This is a genomic window from Enterobacter cloacae complex sp. 372C4 (genome assembly GCF_050030615.1).
Lineage (GTDB): Bacteria > Pseudomonadota > Gammaproteobacteria > Enterobacterales > Enterobacteriaceae > Enterobacter > Enterobacter intestinihominis.
In genome coordinates this window covers 2,666,367-2,683,269 of record NZ_JBLGUQ010000001.1, presented here as the reverse complement: position 1 = coordinate 2,683,269, position 16,903 = coordinate 2,666,367, and the positions used below count along the sequence as shown (strand labels likewise).

The window sequence follows — 16,903 nt, the reverse complement described above, 5'->3', positions numbered from 1 at the left end:
ATTATGCACCATGTTGTCTCTGCTACCACCAATCCTGCCAAAATTCAGGCAATTCTAAGGGCATTTGAAGAGATCTTCGGCGAAGGATCCTGCCATATTGACGCCGTCGGCGTCGAGAGCGGTGTGCCGGAACAGCCGTTTGGCAGCGAGGAAACACGCGCTGGCGCACGAAATCGCGTGGCGAATGCAAAAGCCGCCGCGCCAGATGCTGACTTCTGGGTCGCGATTGAAGCAGGTATCGACGAAGGGGCGACCTTCAGCTGGGTTGTCATCGAAAGCCGCGAGCAGCGCGGCGAAGCGCGTTCAGCCACGCTGCCGCTGCCGGAGGTCATACTGGAGAAAGTCCGCGCGGGTGAGGCGCTGGGGCCGGTAATGTCGCACTACACCGGCATTGATGAGATTGGTCGTAAAGAGGGGGCGATTGGCGTCTTTACCGCGGGCAAGCTCACCCGTTCGAGCGTTTACCACCAGGCCGTTATTCTGGCGTTAAGTCCGTTCCATAACGCGATTTATCGTTAAGTTTGTAGGCCGGATTAGGCGAAGCCGTCATCCGGCGTTTTTAAGCAATACCGCTTCCAGCCACTGACGCAGTTCAACCGGCGCCGACTTCAGGCTGTTTGAACCCCGGGTAATCGTCGCGATGCCCGCGCCCAGCTCGTTTTTCAGTTCACGCTGGCTCATTTCGCCACGCAGCAGTTCCTCAATAATGCGTACCCGTGTACCCAGCGCTTCACGCTCGTCTGGCGTCAGCATCAGCTGTAGCAAGGGTAAATGCAGATCTTTGTCGTAAGACTGGCGGAGCAACTCCACAAAACGAAGCCACTCCTGATGACGCTGTTCGGCCATGGCCGAGGAATACGGGGAATGCTGGGTCATGTTATGCTGCCTCTTGTACTCATTAACGAGTACAGCATAACACAACCCGCGCCGATCAGTAACGTCTCTGCCACTCGGCATCGCTCATCAGGGCATCTTTCTCCCCCATGAAGTGCCGATAGTAGGCGTCATACGCCAGCACGTTCTTCACATATCCGCGCGTTTCCGAGAACGGAATGCTCTCGACGAACGCCACGGCGTCGAGTCGCCCTGCGCTGTTACCAAGCCATGTCCGCACGCGGCCTGGCCCGGCGTTGTACGCCGCTGACGCGAAGATGCGGTTATTACCGAACTGCTGATAGACGTACTGCAAGTAGCTGGTACCGATGTTGATGTTGGTCTCCGGATCCAGCAGCTGGGACGGGCTGCTGTAGCCTGGGATATTAAACATCTTCACCGTGTGCGTCGCGGTGCCCGGCATAATTTGCATCAGGCCGCTGGCCCCCACCGGCGAACGCACTTTCGGGTTCCAGGCGCTTTCCTGACGGGCAATGGCCATCGCGTAGCTTTGCGGAATATCTTTGCCGCTGGTGTAGCGATCGAACAGATCCTTATAAGCCAGCGGGAAACGCTCTTCGAGATGATCCCACAGCTTGCCGGCGATCGTCGCCTGCACGCTCAGATCCCACCAGCGATTATCAAACGCATAGCGGGCGAGCTGCGCCTTCTCGTCGGTGGTACGGCTGGTGACCAGGTTGGCCCATTCGCTGCGCGCGGTATTATCCAGATTCCAGTACATCAGCTCGCGCACGCGCGCCATTTCCGGACCCTGCGTCAGCGCCGGGTTCGCGTTGGCTGGCGCTTTGTCGATCTTCAGGGTGTACTCCTCGCCCAGACGCTGCGCCGCCGCCATCGGGTAGAAGCCGCGCTGCTGCATCAGGGAGTGGAGGATCGCTTTGGCTTCGTCTTCACGACCACGCTCCAGCAGCAGGTCCGCCTGCCAGTAACGCCATTCATCTTTCTCTTTAGCATCCATCGGCAGGCGCGCCAGCCAGGTATTGAGGCCACGACGATCGCCCGTTCCCAGCGCCATGCGCACGCGACGCTCCACCAGCGAGACAGAGTTTGAACGCATTACCGCGTCGTCACGCCAGCGCGCCTGTTCGTCGGTGACATCTGTTCCCATCAGTCGCCATGCCACAATATCGCGCAGTTCCTGGGTTTGATCGTCATTAAGCTGCTGGGCCTGCACCAGCTGCGGGATCATCAGCCGGGCGTTTTCCACATCCTCACGCGCCACGCTGGCAAAGGCCACCGCCGCCATCTGGCGGGTAAAATCGGTCGCGCCGGTGGTACGCGCAAACGTCAGCACGGTATTGGGATCGTTTGCCAGACTGATAACGGCAGAGGCAATGGTCTGATAATCCGCGGGCATCTGGCCCGCCAGCACGGTAACCAGCCGGGTGTTTCCGGCCTTCATCGCCAGGCGAATACGTTCCAGGTAAGAGAGCGGATCCTGCTTGCCCGAGGCGCGCCAGGCGCTGAACAGCGGGTCACAGGCGTTTGACTGGCTTTTGCCCGTCAACCACAGCTCTTTCGCGCCGGTCCAGGCTTCCTCCTGCTGACCGGTCGCCCATTTCGCATAATAGTAATTACACTGCGCTTCCGTCGCGCCCGGTTTATCCGGGCTGAAAGCCAGCAGGCCGCGCCAGTCTTCGCGACGGGCCAGCTCGTTCACAAACCGGGACTTCAAGGTGCGCGCAGGCGGCAGTGTCGGGTTCGCCTGAATGAAGTTATTTACGGTGACGGTCGGTTGATTCATGAGATCATCAGTGATCTGACGATACTCCAGATACGGATACAGCGGATAATCCTTCAGCGTCGGCATCAGCGCCTGCACGGTATCCATCTGCTTGTTGTCCCATGCCTGCTTAATCTGGGCATAGCGGTTACGTTGTTCATCCAGTGAATCGGCATGCACCGCCTGGCTTACCGCCATTACGCATACGCTGGCAGCCAGCAGACGCCAGACCACCCGTTTGGCTTTTTCCACAAGCTCTTCCTCATTGTTTTTCGTCAGTTGCAGCGTCTTGCCACGTGAAAGTTACCTCAACTTATGCTAACCAGGCATCCCACAACGCGCCACGTCATGGACACTTTTTTACCTTTCTTGCGCGTTTTAACACTCCCGACGTTCCTGGCTGGGATTAGGGCGTGAAAAAGGCTACACTTCGAGGCTGAAATTCATTCTCATCACGATAAAAGAGGCGAAGTCCAACGTGGCTCAATTCGTTTATACCATGCATCGTGTCGGCAAAGTTGTCCCGCCGAAACGTCATATTCTTAAAAATATCTCGCTGAGCTTTTTCCCGGGCGCAAAAATCGGTGTTCTGGGTCTCAACGGTGCCGGTAAGTCCACCCTGCTGCGCATCATGGCCGGCATCGATACAGACATCGAAGGTGAAGCCCGTCCGCAGCCTGGCATCAAGATCGGCTACCTGCCGCAGGAACCTCAGCTGAACCCGGAACACACCGTGCGTGAATCCGTTGAAGAAGCGGTATCCGAAGTGGTTAACGCCCTGAAAGGTCTGGATGAAGTGTATGCCAAATACGCCGAGCCGGATGCGGACTTCGACAAACTGGCCGCTCAGCAAGGCAAATTTGAAGAGATTATCCAGGCGCACGACGGTCACAACCTGAACGTGCAGCTGGAGCGCGCGGCAGATGCCCTGCGTCTGCCGGACTGGGATGCGAAAATCGCGAATCTCTCCGGTGGTGAACGCCGCCGCGTGGCGCTGTGCCGCCTGCTGCTGGAAAAACCAGACATGCTGCTGCTCGACGAACCGACCAACCACCTGGATGCGGAATCCGTGGCGTGGCTGGAACGCTTCCTGCACGACTTCGAAGGCACCGTGGTGGCAATTACCCACGACCGCTACTTCCTCGACAACGTGGCGGGCTGGATCCTGGAGCTGGACCGCGGTGAAGGGATTCCGTGGGAAGGCAACTACTCTTCCTGGCTGGAGCAGAAAGATCAGCGTCTGGCGCAGGAAGCGTCTCAGGAAGCGGCGCGCCGTAAGTCTATTGAGAAAGAGCTGGAGTGGGTTCGTCAGGGCGCGAAAGGCCGTCAGTCCAAGGGCAAAGCCCGTCTGGCGCGCTTCGAAGAGCTGAACAACACCGAATACCAGAAACGTAACGAAACCAACGAACTGTTTATTCCACCTGGCGCACGTCTGGGGGATAAAGTGGTTGAAGTGACCAACCTGCGTAAGTCATACGGCGACCGCCTGCTGATCGACGATCTGACCTTCTCCGTACCGAAAGGCGCTATCGTCGGCATTATCGGTCCGAACGGCGCGGGTAAATCCACCCTGTTCCGCATGATGTCCGGTCAGGAACAACCTGACAGCGGCTCTATCACCCTGGGTGAGACCGTGAAGCTGGCCTCCGTTGACCAGTTCCGTGACGCGATGGACAACAGCAAAACCGTGTGGGAAGAAGTCTCCGGCGGTCTGGATATCATGCGTATCGGCAACACCGAGATGCCAAGCCGCGCCTATGTTGGCCGCTTTAACTTCAAGGGCACCGACCAGGGCAAACGCGTGGGCGAGCTGTCTGGCGGTGAGCGTGGTCGTCTGCACCTGGCGAAGCTGCTTCAGGTTGGCGGCAACGTTCTGCTGCTCGATGAACCTACCAACGACCTGGACATCGAAACCCTGCGCGCGCTGGAAAACGCCCTGCTGGAATTCCCGGGCTGCGCCATGGTTATCTCGCACGACCGCTGGTTCCTTGACCGTATCGCAACCCACATTCTGGACTACCAGGACGAAGGTAAAGTGGAGTTCTTCGAAGGTAACTTCACCGAATACGAAGAGTACAAGAAACGCACGCTGGGCGCCGACGCGCTGGAGCCGAAGCGTATTAAGTACAAGCGTATTTCTAAGTAAGTGCCCAAAAAGCCGGGTGGCGCTCACGCTTACCCGGCCTACGGTTCTGCGCTGTTTGTAGGCCGGGTAAGGCGAAGCCGCCACCCGGCTTTTTTATTTGCCCACGTAATACCGCTTCACCTCATCAAACTGCATCGCAAAGTCGATATAGCTCATCAGCGCAGGCGAATTGAGCTTACGGCTCGGATAGGCCAGCCAGAGATCGTTCCCCTCAACGCGCCACTCCGGTAGCACCTTTACCAGCGCGCCCTTTTCGATTTTATCTTCCAGCAGGAATGCGGGTAACAGCGTGATCCCCGCCCCGGCAATGGCGCATTCTCGGGCGTACACCAGGTTATCCGTCATGTGGGCGTTATCCGGCAGGTAGCGGTAATCCTCACTCTCGCTTCGCAGAAGCCACTCCGACCATGCCCGGTGCGTAATGCAGCGGTGATCCACCAGCTGTCGGGGATGGATTAACGGCGCCCGACGCGCCAGATAGTCAGGCGAGGCCAGCATGTAGCGCGGACAGTGCCCAATCATGCGGCCAATCAGGGAAGAATCCTGCGGTTTGCCGGTGCGCAGCGCCACGTCAAAACCCGACTCGACCAGATCTACCACATCGTCTGAAATTGATACATCCAGCGACACGTCAGGGTAGCGAAGCTGGAACTCGGCATTCATATGCGCCAGCAGCGTCGCGCCAATCCCTGCCGGACAGGTGATCCTCAGCCGTCCGCTGGGGTTTTCTCGCAGCCGCTGAATGGCATACTCCGCGCGCTCGCTGGCCGCCAGCATCTCGCGGCAGTGCACCAGATAGTGCTCGCCCGCAAACGTCAGGCTTATTCTGCGCGTCGTGCGGTTAAGCAGGCGGATCCCCACCTGCTGCTCCAGCTGGCTAATGCGCTGGCTGACGCTGGATTTCGGCAGTTCAGCCTTCTGCGCCGCCGCAGTAAAGCTGCCCATCTCAGCCACCAGCGCAAACAGCGCCATATCCTGTAGCTGTTTAAACATGATTGTTCACCCTGTACGAACGCTGAGTTCTTGATTGTCCATCTTATCATGCAACTGACCACTTAATAGACTAGCCTCAACACAACGCATTCATTGAGGAGAACATCATGTCTGTTAAAGCCATTGCCGTTAACCCAGAAAATCCCTCCACCTTCGTTGAAATTACCCCGCCGATGCCGCAGCCCGGCGAGTACGATCTGCTGGTGGAGGTGAAAGCCGTCTCCGTAAACCCGGTGGACACCAAGGTACATGCAGGCATTGCTAAAAGCGGGCTGAAGGAGCCGCGCATTCTCGGGTGGGATGCCAGCGGGATCGTCAAAGCCGTCGGGGCTGGCGTCACCGGATTTAAACCGGGTGACGAAGTATGGTACGCGGGGGATATCACCCGACCGGGCAGCAATACCACGCACCAGCTTATCGATGCGCGCATTGTCGGGCACAAGCCTGCAAACCTTGGCTGGGCCTCTGCGGCAGCACTGCCGCTGACGGCGCTCACCGCGTGGGAAGGCCTGTTTGAACGGCTGAAGATTCAGGATGCCGACGCAGATAAAACGCTGCTGATAATTGGCGGCGCGGGTGGAGTCGGATCGCTGGCGATCCCGTTTGCGAAGCACAACAGCAAGGTGAAGATCGTCGCAACCGCCTCACGAGAAGATTCCGCCCGATGGTGTCGCGATCGCGGGGCTGACGTTGTCGTAGATTACCGCGACCTGAAGGGTGAACTGGCGAAACAGGGGCTCACCTTTGTGGATTACATTTTTATCCTCAACGACACCGACGGGCACTGGGATGCGGTCAGCGATCTGATTGCCCCTCAGGGACACATTTGTTCCATCGTTGAAAATGCGCATCCGCTAAACCAGGACAAGCTGAAGTCCAAATCTGCCGCCCTGCACTGGGAATTTATGTACACCCGCAGCATGTACCAGACCGCGGATATGGCGCGCCAGGGCGAGATTTTAAATGAGGTGGCGAAGCTGGTGGATAACGGCGTGGTGGAAAGCTCGCTCAGCGAAACGCTGCACGGGCTGAGCGTGGAAAGCATTACCGAAGCGCACCGCATGGTGCTGGAGGGGCATATGCGTGGGAAAGTGGTGGTTGAGTATTGAGTGGTTTGTTCCCCCTCACCCTGCCCTCTCCCCACGGGGGAGAGGGTAAAGACAGCTCCGTGCGATCCCCTCTCCCCTTTGGGGAGAGGGTTAGGGTGAGGGGTAAATCTTTTACCCCTGCTCACCCATCATCTCTTTCACCAGCTCGACGCAGCGCAGGAAACGGGTGTCGTAATCCGACTCTTCCACATGCACAAACTCAACGTTGTTCTCGTTAAGCATCTCCACCAGCATGGTCTGGAACTCACGCCTGTCTACCGAGCTGCCCAGGCTGCGCATGCCGTCGGCTACCCATGGGGTGTTGTTTTCCAGCAGGATAACCAGATCAAAGCGGTATTCATCAATCAGCGCCTGCACAAACGGGTGCTCACGTCCTTCGTACTTTTTACAGAACGCCTGCGTGGTGACGAAATCGGTATCAATAAAGGCGACTTTATTGGCGTATTTCACCGCGAAATCAATGTACTGGGCATGACCAAGCGCGATTTTATCGTAGTCGGAATACTGTAATGCCATCTCGTCACCACCGAGGTGTGAGAAGACGTAATCGCGGCCATACTCCCACGCACTGGTGGTATTGAAGATATTCGCCAGCTTATTCACCAGCGTCGATTTCCCGCTCGACTCGCCGCCGAGGATCGCCACCGTACGCACGAAGAATGGCTTCACCTCGGTCGGAATGTAGTCCCAGTAGCGGAACGGGTTCTCGCGGATCTGCGCCCCGCTGATGTTCATAAAGGTGCGTTTAGGATCGATCAGCACGGTTTCGATACCCAGATGCTCGCGGAACTGCGGCGCGTCGGACTCTTCAGAGGTGTAGATCCAGTTAGGCGCAATGCCCTTCTCTTCCATAAACGCTTTGATGCCGTTGCTCCACACGTCCCAGCCGTGCGGGTACGGCTCCATGCCCTCTTCGTTAAAGGCATGAATACGAATATTTTTCTGATACTTAAAGGTCTGAAGCAGCCAGCGCAGGCGATCCGGCACGGTGGGCTGCTGCGACATGGCGCTGTCTTCAAACAGCTGGCGATCGCGGGTTTCATCATAACCCATGATGATATGCAGCTCGTCGACCTGGCTACAGGCGCGCTGGATCAGATAGATATGCCCGGTATGCAGCGGGTAGAACTTACCGAACACCACGCCAATGTTCTTTTGCATCCGCGGAAATTCAAGCCCCAGAAAACGGTGCAGCGCTTCCAGCTTCTGCGCGCTGGGGCTTTTGATTTTGGCGTTCAGCAGTTGGCTCAGGTAGCCCTTGGTCATGCCGCTGGCGTCCGCTACCTGCTGTAACGTGCAGCCCTTCTGGCGGATAGCGGTCTTGATGTAGTCAAATGATGACATAAATTACGGTGCCTCCTGCAAAATCGAATACGTAATTATAAGTCGTCAAAGACATTTAACGCATCTGCGAGTTTTTTAACGCCAAAAACCTGCATCCCTTCCGGGATTTTTTTCGGCACGTTGGCGGCCGGAACAATTGCGCGGCGAAAGCCATGTTTTGCCGCTTCGGAGATACGCTCCTGACCGCTCGGCACCGGGCGAATTTCGCCCGCCAGCCCTACTTCGCCAAATACCACCAGATCCTGCGGCAACGGTCTGTCGCGCAGGCTGGAGACCATCGCCAGCAACAGCGCCAGATCTGCGCTGGTTTCCGTAACCTTCACCCCACCAACCACGTTGACGAACACGTCCTGATCCGCCATTTGCAGGCCGCCGTGACGGTGCAACACCGCCAGCAGGATCGCCAGGCGGTTCTGTTCCAGACCGACCGCCACGCGCCGCGGATTACCCATCATCGAGTGATCCACCAGCGCCTGAATTTCAACCAGCAGCGGACGCGTCCCCTCCCACAGCACCATCACCGAACTACCGGACGTAATTTCGTCGCCACGGCTCAGGAAGATGGCCGACGGGTTGCTGACTTCGCGTAGCCCCTGCTCGGTCATGGCAAACACGCCCAGTTCATTCACCGCGCCGAAGCGGTTTTTATGGCTGCGCAGGGTACGAAAACGGGAATCCGCATCGCCGTCGAGCATCACCGAGCAGTCGATACAGTGCTCAAGCACTTTCGGGCCGGCCAGCGAGCCGTCTTTGGTGACGTGGCCCACCATCACTATCGCTACGCCGCGCGTTTTGGCAAAGCGCGTTAAGTACGCAGCCGTTTCACGCACCTGCGCCACGCTCCCCGGTGACGACTGAATGTCCGCCATGTGCATCACCTGGATGGAGTCGATCACCATGAGCTTCGGCTGCTCTTCTTCGGCGATCATGCAGATCTGCTCGATGCTGGTTTCCGAGAGCATATTCAGATTGCCGGTCGGCAGACCGAGGCGGTGCGCGCGCATCGCCACCTGCTGGAGTGACTCTTCGCCCGTGACGTACAGGGTTTTCATCTGTTCGGCGAGCTTGCAGAGCGTTTGCAGCAGCAGGGTCGATTTACCCGCGCCCGGGTTACCGCCGATCAGAATGGCGCTGCCCGGCACTACGCCACCGCCGAGTACGCGGTCAAATTCTTTGAATCCGGTTGAGAAGCGCGGCAGCGCCTCAAGGCTGATATCCGAAAGTTTTTGTACCTTCGACACGCCTGCATTGCCCGCATAGCCGCTCAGCCGTTCATTGCGGGCCACGCTCGGCGAAGCCGCCACACCACGCACTTCGGTGATGGTGTTCCAGGCATGACAGGCGCTGCATTGCCCCTGCCAGCGCGGATAATCCGCACCACATTCATTACAGACAAATGCGCGTTTTGGAGCTTTCGCCACGGTTTACCTCGTTATTTCTGTGCGGTCTGCGCGCCGGATAGCGCTGACGCTTACCCGGCCTACAAAAGCAGGCCGCTATTTTTGATTAATGCTGCCGGAGAGAATGCAGAACACGCCCATCAGGTCAGCATGACGGATAGTGACTTCCGTCTTTTCATTCACTTTCGGCTTGGCGTGGTAGGCAATACCCAGTCCGGCAACTTTGATCATCGGCAGATCGTTCGCGCCATCGCCGATGGCGACGGTCTGTTCGACCGGAATGGCGTATTTCTCCGCCAGACGCGTCAGCGTATTGGCTTTGTACTGCGCATCCACGATGTCGCCAATCACTTGTCCGGTGAGTTTGCCGTCCATGATCTCCAGCTCGTTTGCCACCACGGTGGTCAGACGCAGCTTGTCACGCAGGTAATCGGCAAAGAAGGTGAACCCACCGGAGGCAATCGCCACTTTCCAGCCGAGCGTCTCCAGCTTGAGCACCAGCTGCGTCAGTCCTGGCATCAGGGGCAGTTCATCGCGCACCTGACGCAAAATGTTAGCATCGGCCCCCTTCAGGGTCGCCACGCGCTGTCTCAGGCTGGCGGTGAAATCCAGCTCGCCGCGCATCGCGCGCTCGGTGACTTCCGCCACCAGCTCGCCGCTGCCCGCCAGTTTAGCGATCTCGTCGATACATTCGATCTGAATGGCGGTAGAGTCCATGTCCATCACCAGCAGGCCAGGCGTTTTCAGGTGTGGAATTTTGCCGAGCGGGGCTACGTCCAGCCCGGCGTCGTGCGCCAGACGCGTGGCGCGCTGCGTCAGGGAACCCGCCAGGCGAATAACCTGATAATCTTCCACGCACCAGGCCGCAACGATGACCATCGCTGCGCCCAGTTTAGTTTGATACTGGGTGAGGCGTTGCTTATCCAGGCCGCGTCCGTACAGCAGCCAGCCGCTACGGCCAGCGTGGTAATCGAGAGGCATCACCTCATCGCCACTTAAAGAGAGCGGCAATCCTGGCCATAAAGAGACATCCGTTGGCAGGTCGCACCAGGTAATGTTCGGCATTGAAGCTCCTGTAATTTCGTTCGCGCCGGAAGGTTCCAGAGGGAAAATAACGCATGAGGCTACCCTGTAACCATCACTTCTGGCAACATTAAGCCGTAAATTTTAAGCAGGTGGAATATGGCTCGCGCAAAACTGAAATTCCGGCTTCATCGCGCCGTGATTGTCCTGATCTGTCTCGCACTATTAGTGGCGCTTATGCAGGGGGCATCCTGGTTTAGCCAGAATCACCAACGACAGCGTAACCCACAGTTTGAAGAACTGGCCCGTACGCTGGCGCGCCAGGTGACGCTCAACGTTGCGCCGTCTATGCGCACCGAAACGCCGGATGACAAGCGGATAGCCCAGGTATTGCGCCAGCTTACGGAAAACAGCCGCATTCTGGATGCGGGCGTGTACGATGAACAGGGCGACCTGATTGCCCGCGCGGGTGAGCATGTCGACGTGCGCGACAGGCTGGCGCTGGACGGCAAAAAAGCTGGCGGTTATTTCAATCAACAAATCGTTGAACCCATTCAGGGCAAGAATGGCCCACTCGGCTATTTACGTCTGACACTCGACACCCACACCCTGCCAACCGAAGCCAAACAGGTGGATAACACCACCAATATTTTGCGCCTGATGCTGCTGCTCTCGCTGGCGATTGGCGTGGTACTGGCGCGCACGCTGCTGCAAGGCAAGCGCACCCGCTGGCAGCAGTCGCCGTTCCTGTTAACCGCCAGCAAGTCAGTTCCCGAAGAGGAAGAGAGCGAGAAGAAAGAATAGTGATAAAGTAGGCGGATGATTCGGAAAAGGAACTCTGCCATGTCGACGTTACGCCTGCTTATCTCTGACTCTTACGATCCCTGGTTTAATCTCGCGGTGGAAGAGTGCATCTTCCGCCAGATGCCCGCCACCCAGCGCGTCCTGTTTCTCTGGCGCAACGCTGATACGGTCGTTATTGGCCGCGCGCAAAATCCGTGGAAAGAGTGTAACACCCGCCGTATGGAAGAGGACAACGTCCGCCTGGCGCGCCGCAGCAGCGGCGGCGGTGCGGTGTTCCACGATCTCGGCAACACCTGCTTTACCTTTATGGCGGGCAAGCCGGAATACGACAAAACCATCTCGACCTCCATTGTGCTCAACGCGCTCAATTCGCTCGGCGTGACGGCTGAAGCCTCGGGTCGTAACGATCTGGTAGTGAAAACACCTGAAGGCGACCGGAAAGTGTCAGGCTCAGCCTACCGCGAAACGATGGATCGCGGATTCCACCACGGCACATTATTGCTGAATGCCGATCTGAGCCGTCTGGCAAACTATCTGAACCCGGACAAGAAAAAGCTCCAGGCGAAAGGCATTACCTCCGTGCGCGGTCGCGTGGCGAATCTGGTGGATCTGCTGCCGGGGATTACTCATGAGCAGATTTGCGACGCGATCCGTGAAGCCTTCTTCGAACATTACGGTGAGCGGGTAGAAGCTGAAGTGATCTCCCCTGACAAAACACCGGACCTGCCCAACTTCGCGGAAACCTTTGCGCGCCAGAGCAGCTGGGAGTGGAACTTCGGTCAGGCACCGGCGTTTTCACACCTGCTGGATGAGCGATTTACATGGGGCGGCGTTGAGCTGCACTTTGACGTGGAGAAGGGCCATATTACCCGCACGCAGGTCTTTACGGATAGTCTCAATCCTGCACCGCTGGAGGCGCTGGCCGCACGTTTACAGGGCTGTCTGTATCGGGCGGATATGCTGCAGCAGGAATGTGATGCATTAATTGGGGATTTTCCTGAGCAGGAAAAAGAGCTGCGGGATGTATCGGCGTGGATTGCTCAGGCCGTGCGCTAGTAAAAAAGCCCGCTGGCGCTGCGCTTAGCGGGCCTACAAAACCGTAGGCCGGGTCAGGCGAGGCCGCCACCCGGCACAACAGCTCTTACTCTTTATCGCCCAGCAGAACGGATTCCAGCGCGATTTTGATCATGTCGTTGAAGGTGGTCTGACGCTCGGCAGCGGTGGTCTGCTCGTGAGTACGGATATGGTCAGACACGGTGCAGATGGTCAGCGCTTTCGCACCGAATTCAGCCGCCACGCCGTAAATACCGGCCGCTTCCATTTCTACGCCCAGAATGCCGTATTTTTCCATCACGTCGAACATATCGCCTTCTGGCGAGTAGAACAGATCGGCAGAGAACAGGTTGCCCACGCGCGCGTCAACGCCCAGCGCTTTTGCTGCGTCAACCGCGTTACGCACCATGTCAAAGTCAGCGATGGCCGCAAAGTCATGATCTTTAAAGCGAATGCGGTTGACTTTAGAGTCGGTGCACGCGCCCATGCCGATCACCACGTCACGCAGCTTAACATCCATGCGCACCGCGCCGCAGGAGCCGACACGGATGATTTTCTTCACGCCGAAATCGGTGATCAGCTCTTTGGTGTAGATGGAGCAGGATGGGATACCCATGCCGTGACCCATCACGGAGATTTTGCGGCCTTTATAGGTACCGGTGAAGCCCAGCATGCCACGCACGTTGTTCACTTCACGCACGTCTTCCAGGAAGGTTTCTGCAATGTGTTTCGCGCGCAGCGGGTCGCCCGGCATCAATACGACGTCAGCGAAATCACCCATTTCTGCATTAATGTGAGGAGTTGCCATCTTCAGTTCCTTTTACATTGTTGTTTTTGCCGGGTGGCGGCTGCGCCTTACCCGGCCTACATTCTCTTCTCCCTCTCCCACAGGGAGAGGGTCGGGGTGAGGGCATCAGGCCTCACCCAATCCGTTTAGAACATAGCCTTGCCATATTCCATGTCAGACGTACCAAAGTATTTCGCAATCGTCTGGCCGATGTCCGCGAAGGTTTCACGATGACCCAGCGAGCCCGGTTTGACTTTCGGGCCGTACACCAGCACCGGAATGTGCTCACGGGTGTGGTCGGTACCGGTCCAGGTCGGGTCACAGCCATGGTCAGCGGTCAGGATCAGAATGTCATCTTCCCCCACCAGCTCCATCAACTCTGGCAGACGGCGGTCAAACAGCTCCAGACCCGCAGCATACCCGGCGACGTCGCGACGGTGACCCCAGGAGGAGTCGAAGTCCACGAAGTTGGTGAAGACAATGGTCTTGTCGCCCGCTTCTTTCATCTCTTTGATGGTGGCGTCGAACAGCGCATCCAGACCGGTCGCTTTAACCTTTTTGGTGATGCCGCAGTTAGCGTAGATGTCCGCGATTTTACCTACGGAAATGACCTGGCCGTCTTTCTCGTCGACGAGTTTTTGCAGCACGGTCGGCGCCGGTGGCTCCACGGCCAGATCGTGACGGTTGCCGGTACGCTGGAAGTTACCCGCTTTGTCGCCGATAAACGGACGCGCGATAACACGGCCAATATTGTAGCCGCCTTCGGTCAGCTCTTCACGGGCGATCTCGCACAGCTCGTACAGTTTATCCAGGCCAAACGTCTCTTCGTGGCAGGCGATCTGGAACACAGAGTCAGCAGAGGTATAGAAAATCGGTTTGCCGGTTTTCATGTGCTCTTCGCCGAGCTGATCCAGAATCACGGTACCGGAAGAGTGGCAGTTGCCGAGGTAGCCCGGCAGGTTGGCGCGCTTCACCAGCTTATCGAGCAGCTCCTGCGGGAAGCTGTTCTCGTGATCGGAGAAGTAACCCCAGTCAAACAGCACCGGCACGCCAGCGATTTCCCAGTGACCGGACGGCGTATCTTTACCGGAAGAGAGCTCGTGCGCCCACGCGTAGGCACCCACCACTTCCGCGTTTCCGTCCATACCGGCTGCGATTTTACCGGTAGAACCTTCATGCGCTTTTACCAGCCCGAGGCGGGTCAGGTTTGGCAGGTTCAGAGGGCCTTTACGACCGTTGTCCGCTTCGCCTTTTGCACAGGCTTCCGCGATGTGACCCAGGGTATCGGAACCCACGTCACCAAAACGTTCTGCATCTTCGGTTGCGCCGATGCCGAATGAGTCCAGCACCATAATAAATGCACGTTTCATAATTGTTCTCCGTACTTAGTGCTTCATAAAAATGCGATCAGATCAGTATACCGCTATTCAGTGATACGACGATAGACCGTCGGTGTGGTTTCCGGTGCTTTATCGTCAAGAGTTATTGCCGCCTTCACCGCTTTCGCCGCGTCCTGCCAGCTGGCTTCGTCTTTCGCGTGGATCACCGCCAGCGGACGTTGGCCGTCAACGCTGTCGCCCAGACGGGCCATATCGGTAAAGCCGACGCTGTAATCAATGGTGTCCGATGCCTGACGACGACCGCCGCCCATAGACACGACCGCCATGCCGAGCGCGCGGGTATCCATAGCCGAGACGAAGCCTTCGCTGTCCGCATAGACCGCTTTGCTGAGCATCGCGGTGGGCAGGTATTTCGCGTAGTTTTCCACGAAGTCGGCCGGGCCTTTCTGCGCCGCCACCATCCGACCAAAGATCTCCGCCGCTTTGCCGTTGTCCAGCACCGCCTGAAGCTTCGCGCGCGCGTCAGCGTCGTCTTTGGCCAGCTTGCCGGAGATGAGCATCTCAACGCACAGCGCCATGGTGACATCGAACAGGCGCGGGTTACGGTATTCGCCTGTGAGGAACTGCACGGCCTCGCGGACTTCAACGGCGTTACCGGCGCTGGACGCCAGCACCTGGTTCATGTCCGTCAGCAGTGCGGTGGTGCGCACGCCCGCGCCGTTGGAAACGCCAACGATCGCTTCAGCCAGCGCCTCAGAGAGTTCATAGGTCGGCATAAACGCGCCGCTGCCCACTTTCACATCCATCACCAGTGCGTCCAGCCCTTCCGCCAGCTTTTTGGCGAGGATAGAGGCGGTGATCAGCGGGATGGAGTCTACGGTCGCGGTAATGTCACGCGTCGCGTAGAAACGCTTGTCTGCTGGCGCAAGAGAGCTGGTCTGGCCGATAATGGCCACGCCAACGTCTTTAATAATGTCGCGGAAGCGGTTGTCATCCGGGAAGATATCGAAGCCCGGAATGGCTTCCAGTTTGTCGAGCGTACCGCCGGTATGACCCAGGCCGCGCCCGGAAATCATCGGGATGTAACCGCCGCAGGCTGCCACCATCGGGCCAAGCATCAGGGAGGTCACGTCGCCCACGCCGCCGGTGGAGTGTTTGTCCACAATCGGGCCGTTGAGGTTGAGGCTTTTCCAGTCCAGAACGGTTCCTGAATCTCGCATCGCCATGGTCAGGGACACGCGCTCAGGCATCGACATATCGTGGAAGAAAATGGTCATCGCCAGAGCCGCAATCTGCCCTTCAGAGATGGTGTTATCACGAATGCCGTTGATAAAGAAGCGGATCTCTTCGTCGCTTAATGCATGACCATCACGTTTTTTACGAATAATTTCTTGTGCGAGAAACACGGTAACCTCCATGCGGAATCGGGTGAATGGCGGCGGGTATGTTGACCCGCCCTACGATCCTGTAGGCCGGGTTAGCGTAGCGCCACCCGGCAATTCAAACTTAGTAGCTGCTTGCGCTCTTACCGTCACCGTGACCCAGCGCTTTCAGCAGGCTGGCCAGCAGGCTGGACGCGCCGAAGCGGTAGTGGCGGGAGTCCGCCCAGTCGGCGCCGAACAGCTCGTCGGCAATCGCCAGGAACTGCTGCGCGTCTTCTGCGGTACGCACGCCGCCTGCCGGTTTGAAGCCAACGGTTTTGGACACGCCCATATCACGGATAACTTCCATCATGATGCGCGCGCTTTCCGGAGTCGCGTTGACCGGCACTTTACCGGTAGAGGTTTTAATGAAATCCGCGCCCGCTTTGATAGCGATTTCAGACGCTTTACGAATCAGCGACTCTTCTTTCAGCTCGCCGGTTTCGATGATCACTTTAAGCAGCACGTTTGCCGCCGCACATGCGTCTTTACAGGCTTTCACCAGGTCAAAACCGACCTGCTCGTTGCCGGCGATCAGCGCGCGGTACGGGAATACCACGTCAACTTCGTCTGCGCCGTACGCAATCGCCGCGCGGGTTTCCGCCAGCGCGATCTCGATGTCGTCATTACCGTGCGGGAAGTTAGTCACGGTCGCAATGCGCACGTCCGGCGTGCCCTGTTCTTTCAGCGTTTTGCGGGCAATCGGGATAAAGCGCGGGTAGATACAGACGGCGGCGGTATTACCCACTGGCGTTTTTGCCTGATGGCACAGGGCGATGACTTTTTCATTGGTGTCGTCATCATTCAGGGTGGTCAGGTCCATCAGTTTCAACGCGCGCAGGCTGCTTGCAGTTAAATCGGTCATA

Annotated in this window: 15 protein-coding genes; 5 read left to right on the top strand and 10 right to left on the bottom strand. The window is 57.7% G+C overall.

The window, feature by feature from the left end; genetic code table 11:
• The first annotated feature begins 3 nt into the window (after positions 1-3).
• Positions 4-519, top strand: a complete 516-nt coding sequence (gene yjjX, locus ACQG11_RS12930; protein WP_022646994.1) for an inosine/xanthosine triphosphatase — start codon at positions 4-6, stop codon at positions 517-519.
• A 27-nt stretch (positions 520-546) separates the two neighbouring features.
• Here the strand turns inward: yjjX and trpR are convergent, their stop codons facing one another.
• A complete protein-coding gene (gene trpR / locus ACQG11_RS12925; RefSeq protein WP_003856511.1) occupies positions 547-876 on the bottom strand; it encodes a trp operon repressor in 330 nt (109 codons plus the stop codon).
• Positions 877-931: 55 nt separating this feature from the next.
• Entirely contained in the window at positions 932-2,869 is a 1,938-nt protein-coding gene (gene sltY / locus ACQG11_RS12920) for a murein transglycosylase (RefSeq protein WP_063163153.1), read from the bottom strand.
• Between the two features lie 226 nt (positions 2,870-3,095).
• Here sltY and ettA point away from each other — a divergent pair, with 226 nt between their 5' ends.
• The gene (gene ettA / locus ACQG11_RS12915; protein WP_063163154.1) at positions 3,096-4,763 is read left to right on the top strand and encodes an energy-dependent translational throttle protein EttA; all 1,668 of its coding nucleotides are present in this window, start codon (positions 3,096-3,098) and stop codon (positions 4,761-4,763) included.
• A 93-nt stretch (positions 4,764-4,856) separates the two neighbouring features.
• On the opposite strand, the gene ACQG11_RS12910 is transcribed toward ettA, so the two are convergent.
• Complete coding sequence (locus ACQG11_RS12910; protein ID WP_022646992.1) at positions 4,857-5,756, bottom strand: LysR family transcriptional regulator; 900 nt, start codon at positions 5,754-5,756, stop codon at positions 4,857-4,859.
• 107 nt (positions 5,757-5,863) lie between these two features.
• On the opposite strand from ACQG11_RS12910, the gene ACQG11_RS12905 reads away from it, so the two are divergent.
• Positions 5,864-6,865 carry a zinc-binding alcohol dehydrogenase family protein gene (locus tag ACQG11_RS12905; RefSeq protein ID WP_045308048.1) on the top strand — a complete coding sequence of 334 codons (1,002 nt, stop codon included), beginning with the start codon at positions 5,864-5,866 and terminating at the stop codon, positions 6,863-6,865.
• A gap of 111 nt (positions 6,866-6,976) precedes the next feature.
• Here the strand turns inward: ACQG11_RS12905 and nadR are convergent, their stop codons facing one another.
• From nadR to serB, 3 genes are all read right to left on the bottom strand, one after another.
• The gene (gene nadR, locus ACQG11_RS12900; RefSeq protein ID WP_003856522.1) at positions 6,977-8,209 is read right to left on the bottom strand and encodes a multifunctional transcriptional regulator/nicotinamide-nucleotide adenylyltransferase/ribosylnicotinamide kinase NadR; all 1,233 of its coding nucleotides are present in this window, start codon (positions 8,207-8,209) and stop codon (positions 6,977-6,979) included.
• Positions 8,210-8,244: 35 nt separating this feature from the next.
• Complete coding sequence (gene radA / locus ACQG11_RS12895) at positions 8,245-9,630, bottom strand: DNA repair protein RadA (RefSeq protein WP_003856523.1); 1,386 nt, start codon at positions 9,628-9,630, stop codon at positions 8,245-8,247.
• A gap of 75 nt (positions 9,631-9,705) precedes the next feature.
• A complete protein-coding gene (gene serB, locus ACQG11_RS12890; RefSeq protein ID WP_003856524.1) occupies positions 9,706-10,674 on the bottom strand; it encodes a phosphoserine phosphatase in 969 nt (322 codons plus the stop codon).
• A gap of 117 nt (positions 10,675-10,791) precedes the next feature.
• On the opposite strand from serB, the gene ACQG11_RS12885 reads away from it, so the two are divergent.
• The gene (locus ACQG11_RS12885; protein WP_015572615.1) at positions 10,792-11,436 is read left to right on the top strand and encodes a YtjB family periplasmic protein; all 645 of its coding nucleotides are present in this window, start codon (positions 10,792-10,794) and stop codon (positions 11,434-11,436) included.
• 39 nt (positions 11,437-11,475) lie between these two features.
• Positions 11,476-12,492 carry a lipoate--protein ligase LplA gene (gene lplA / locus ACQG11_RS12880; protein ID WP_023305408.1) on the top strand — a complete coding sequence of 339 codons (1,017 nt, stop codon included), beginning with the start codon at positions 11,476-11,478 and terminating at the stop codon, positions 12,490-12,492.
• A gap of 85 nt (positions 12,493-12,577) precedes the next feature.
• On the opposite strand, the gene deoD is transcribed toward lplA, so the two are convergent.
• The 4 genes from deoD to deoC all read right to left on the bottom strand — a co-directional run bounded on the left by deoD (position 12,578) and on the right by deoC (position 16,902).
• Positions 12,578-13,297 (bottom strand): purine-nucleoside phosphorylase, encoded by a 720-nt coding sequence (gene deoD / locus ACQG11_RS12875; protein WP_003856538.1) that lies wholly within the window; start codon positions 13,295-13,297, stop codon positions 12,578-12,580.
• A gap of 125 nt (positions 13,298-13,422) precedes the next feature.
• A complete protein-coding gene (deoB, locus tag ACQG11_RS12870) occupies positions 13,423-14,646 on the bottom strand; it encodes a phosphopentomutase (RefSeq protein ID WP_063146396.1) in 1,224 nt (407 codons plus the stop codon).
• A gap of 53 nt (positions 14,647-14,699) precedes the next feature.
• A complete protein-coding gene (deoA, locus tag ACQG11_RS12865; RefSeq protein ID WP_426728419.1) occupies positions 14,700-16,022 on the bottom strand; it encodes a thymidine phosphorylase in 1,323 nt (440 codons plus the stop codon).
• 100 nt (positions 16,023-16,122) lie between these two features.
• Positions 16,123-16,902, bottom strand: coding sequence for a deoxyribose-phosphate aldolase (gene deoC, locus ACQG11_RS12860; protein WP_038415274.1), 780 nt, complete (start codon positions 16,900-16,902; stop codon positions 16,123-16,125).
• Between the last annotated feature and the right edge of the window lies 1 nt (position 16,903).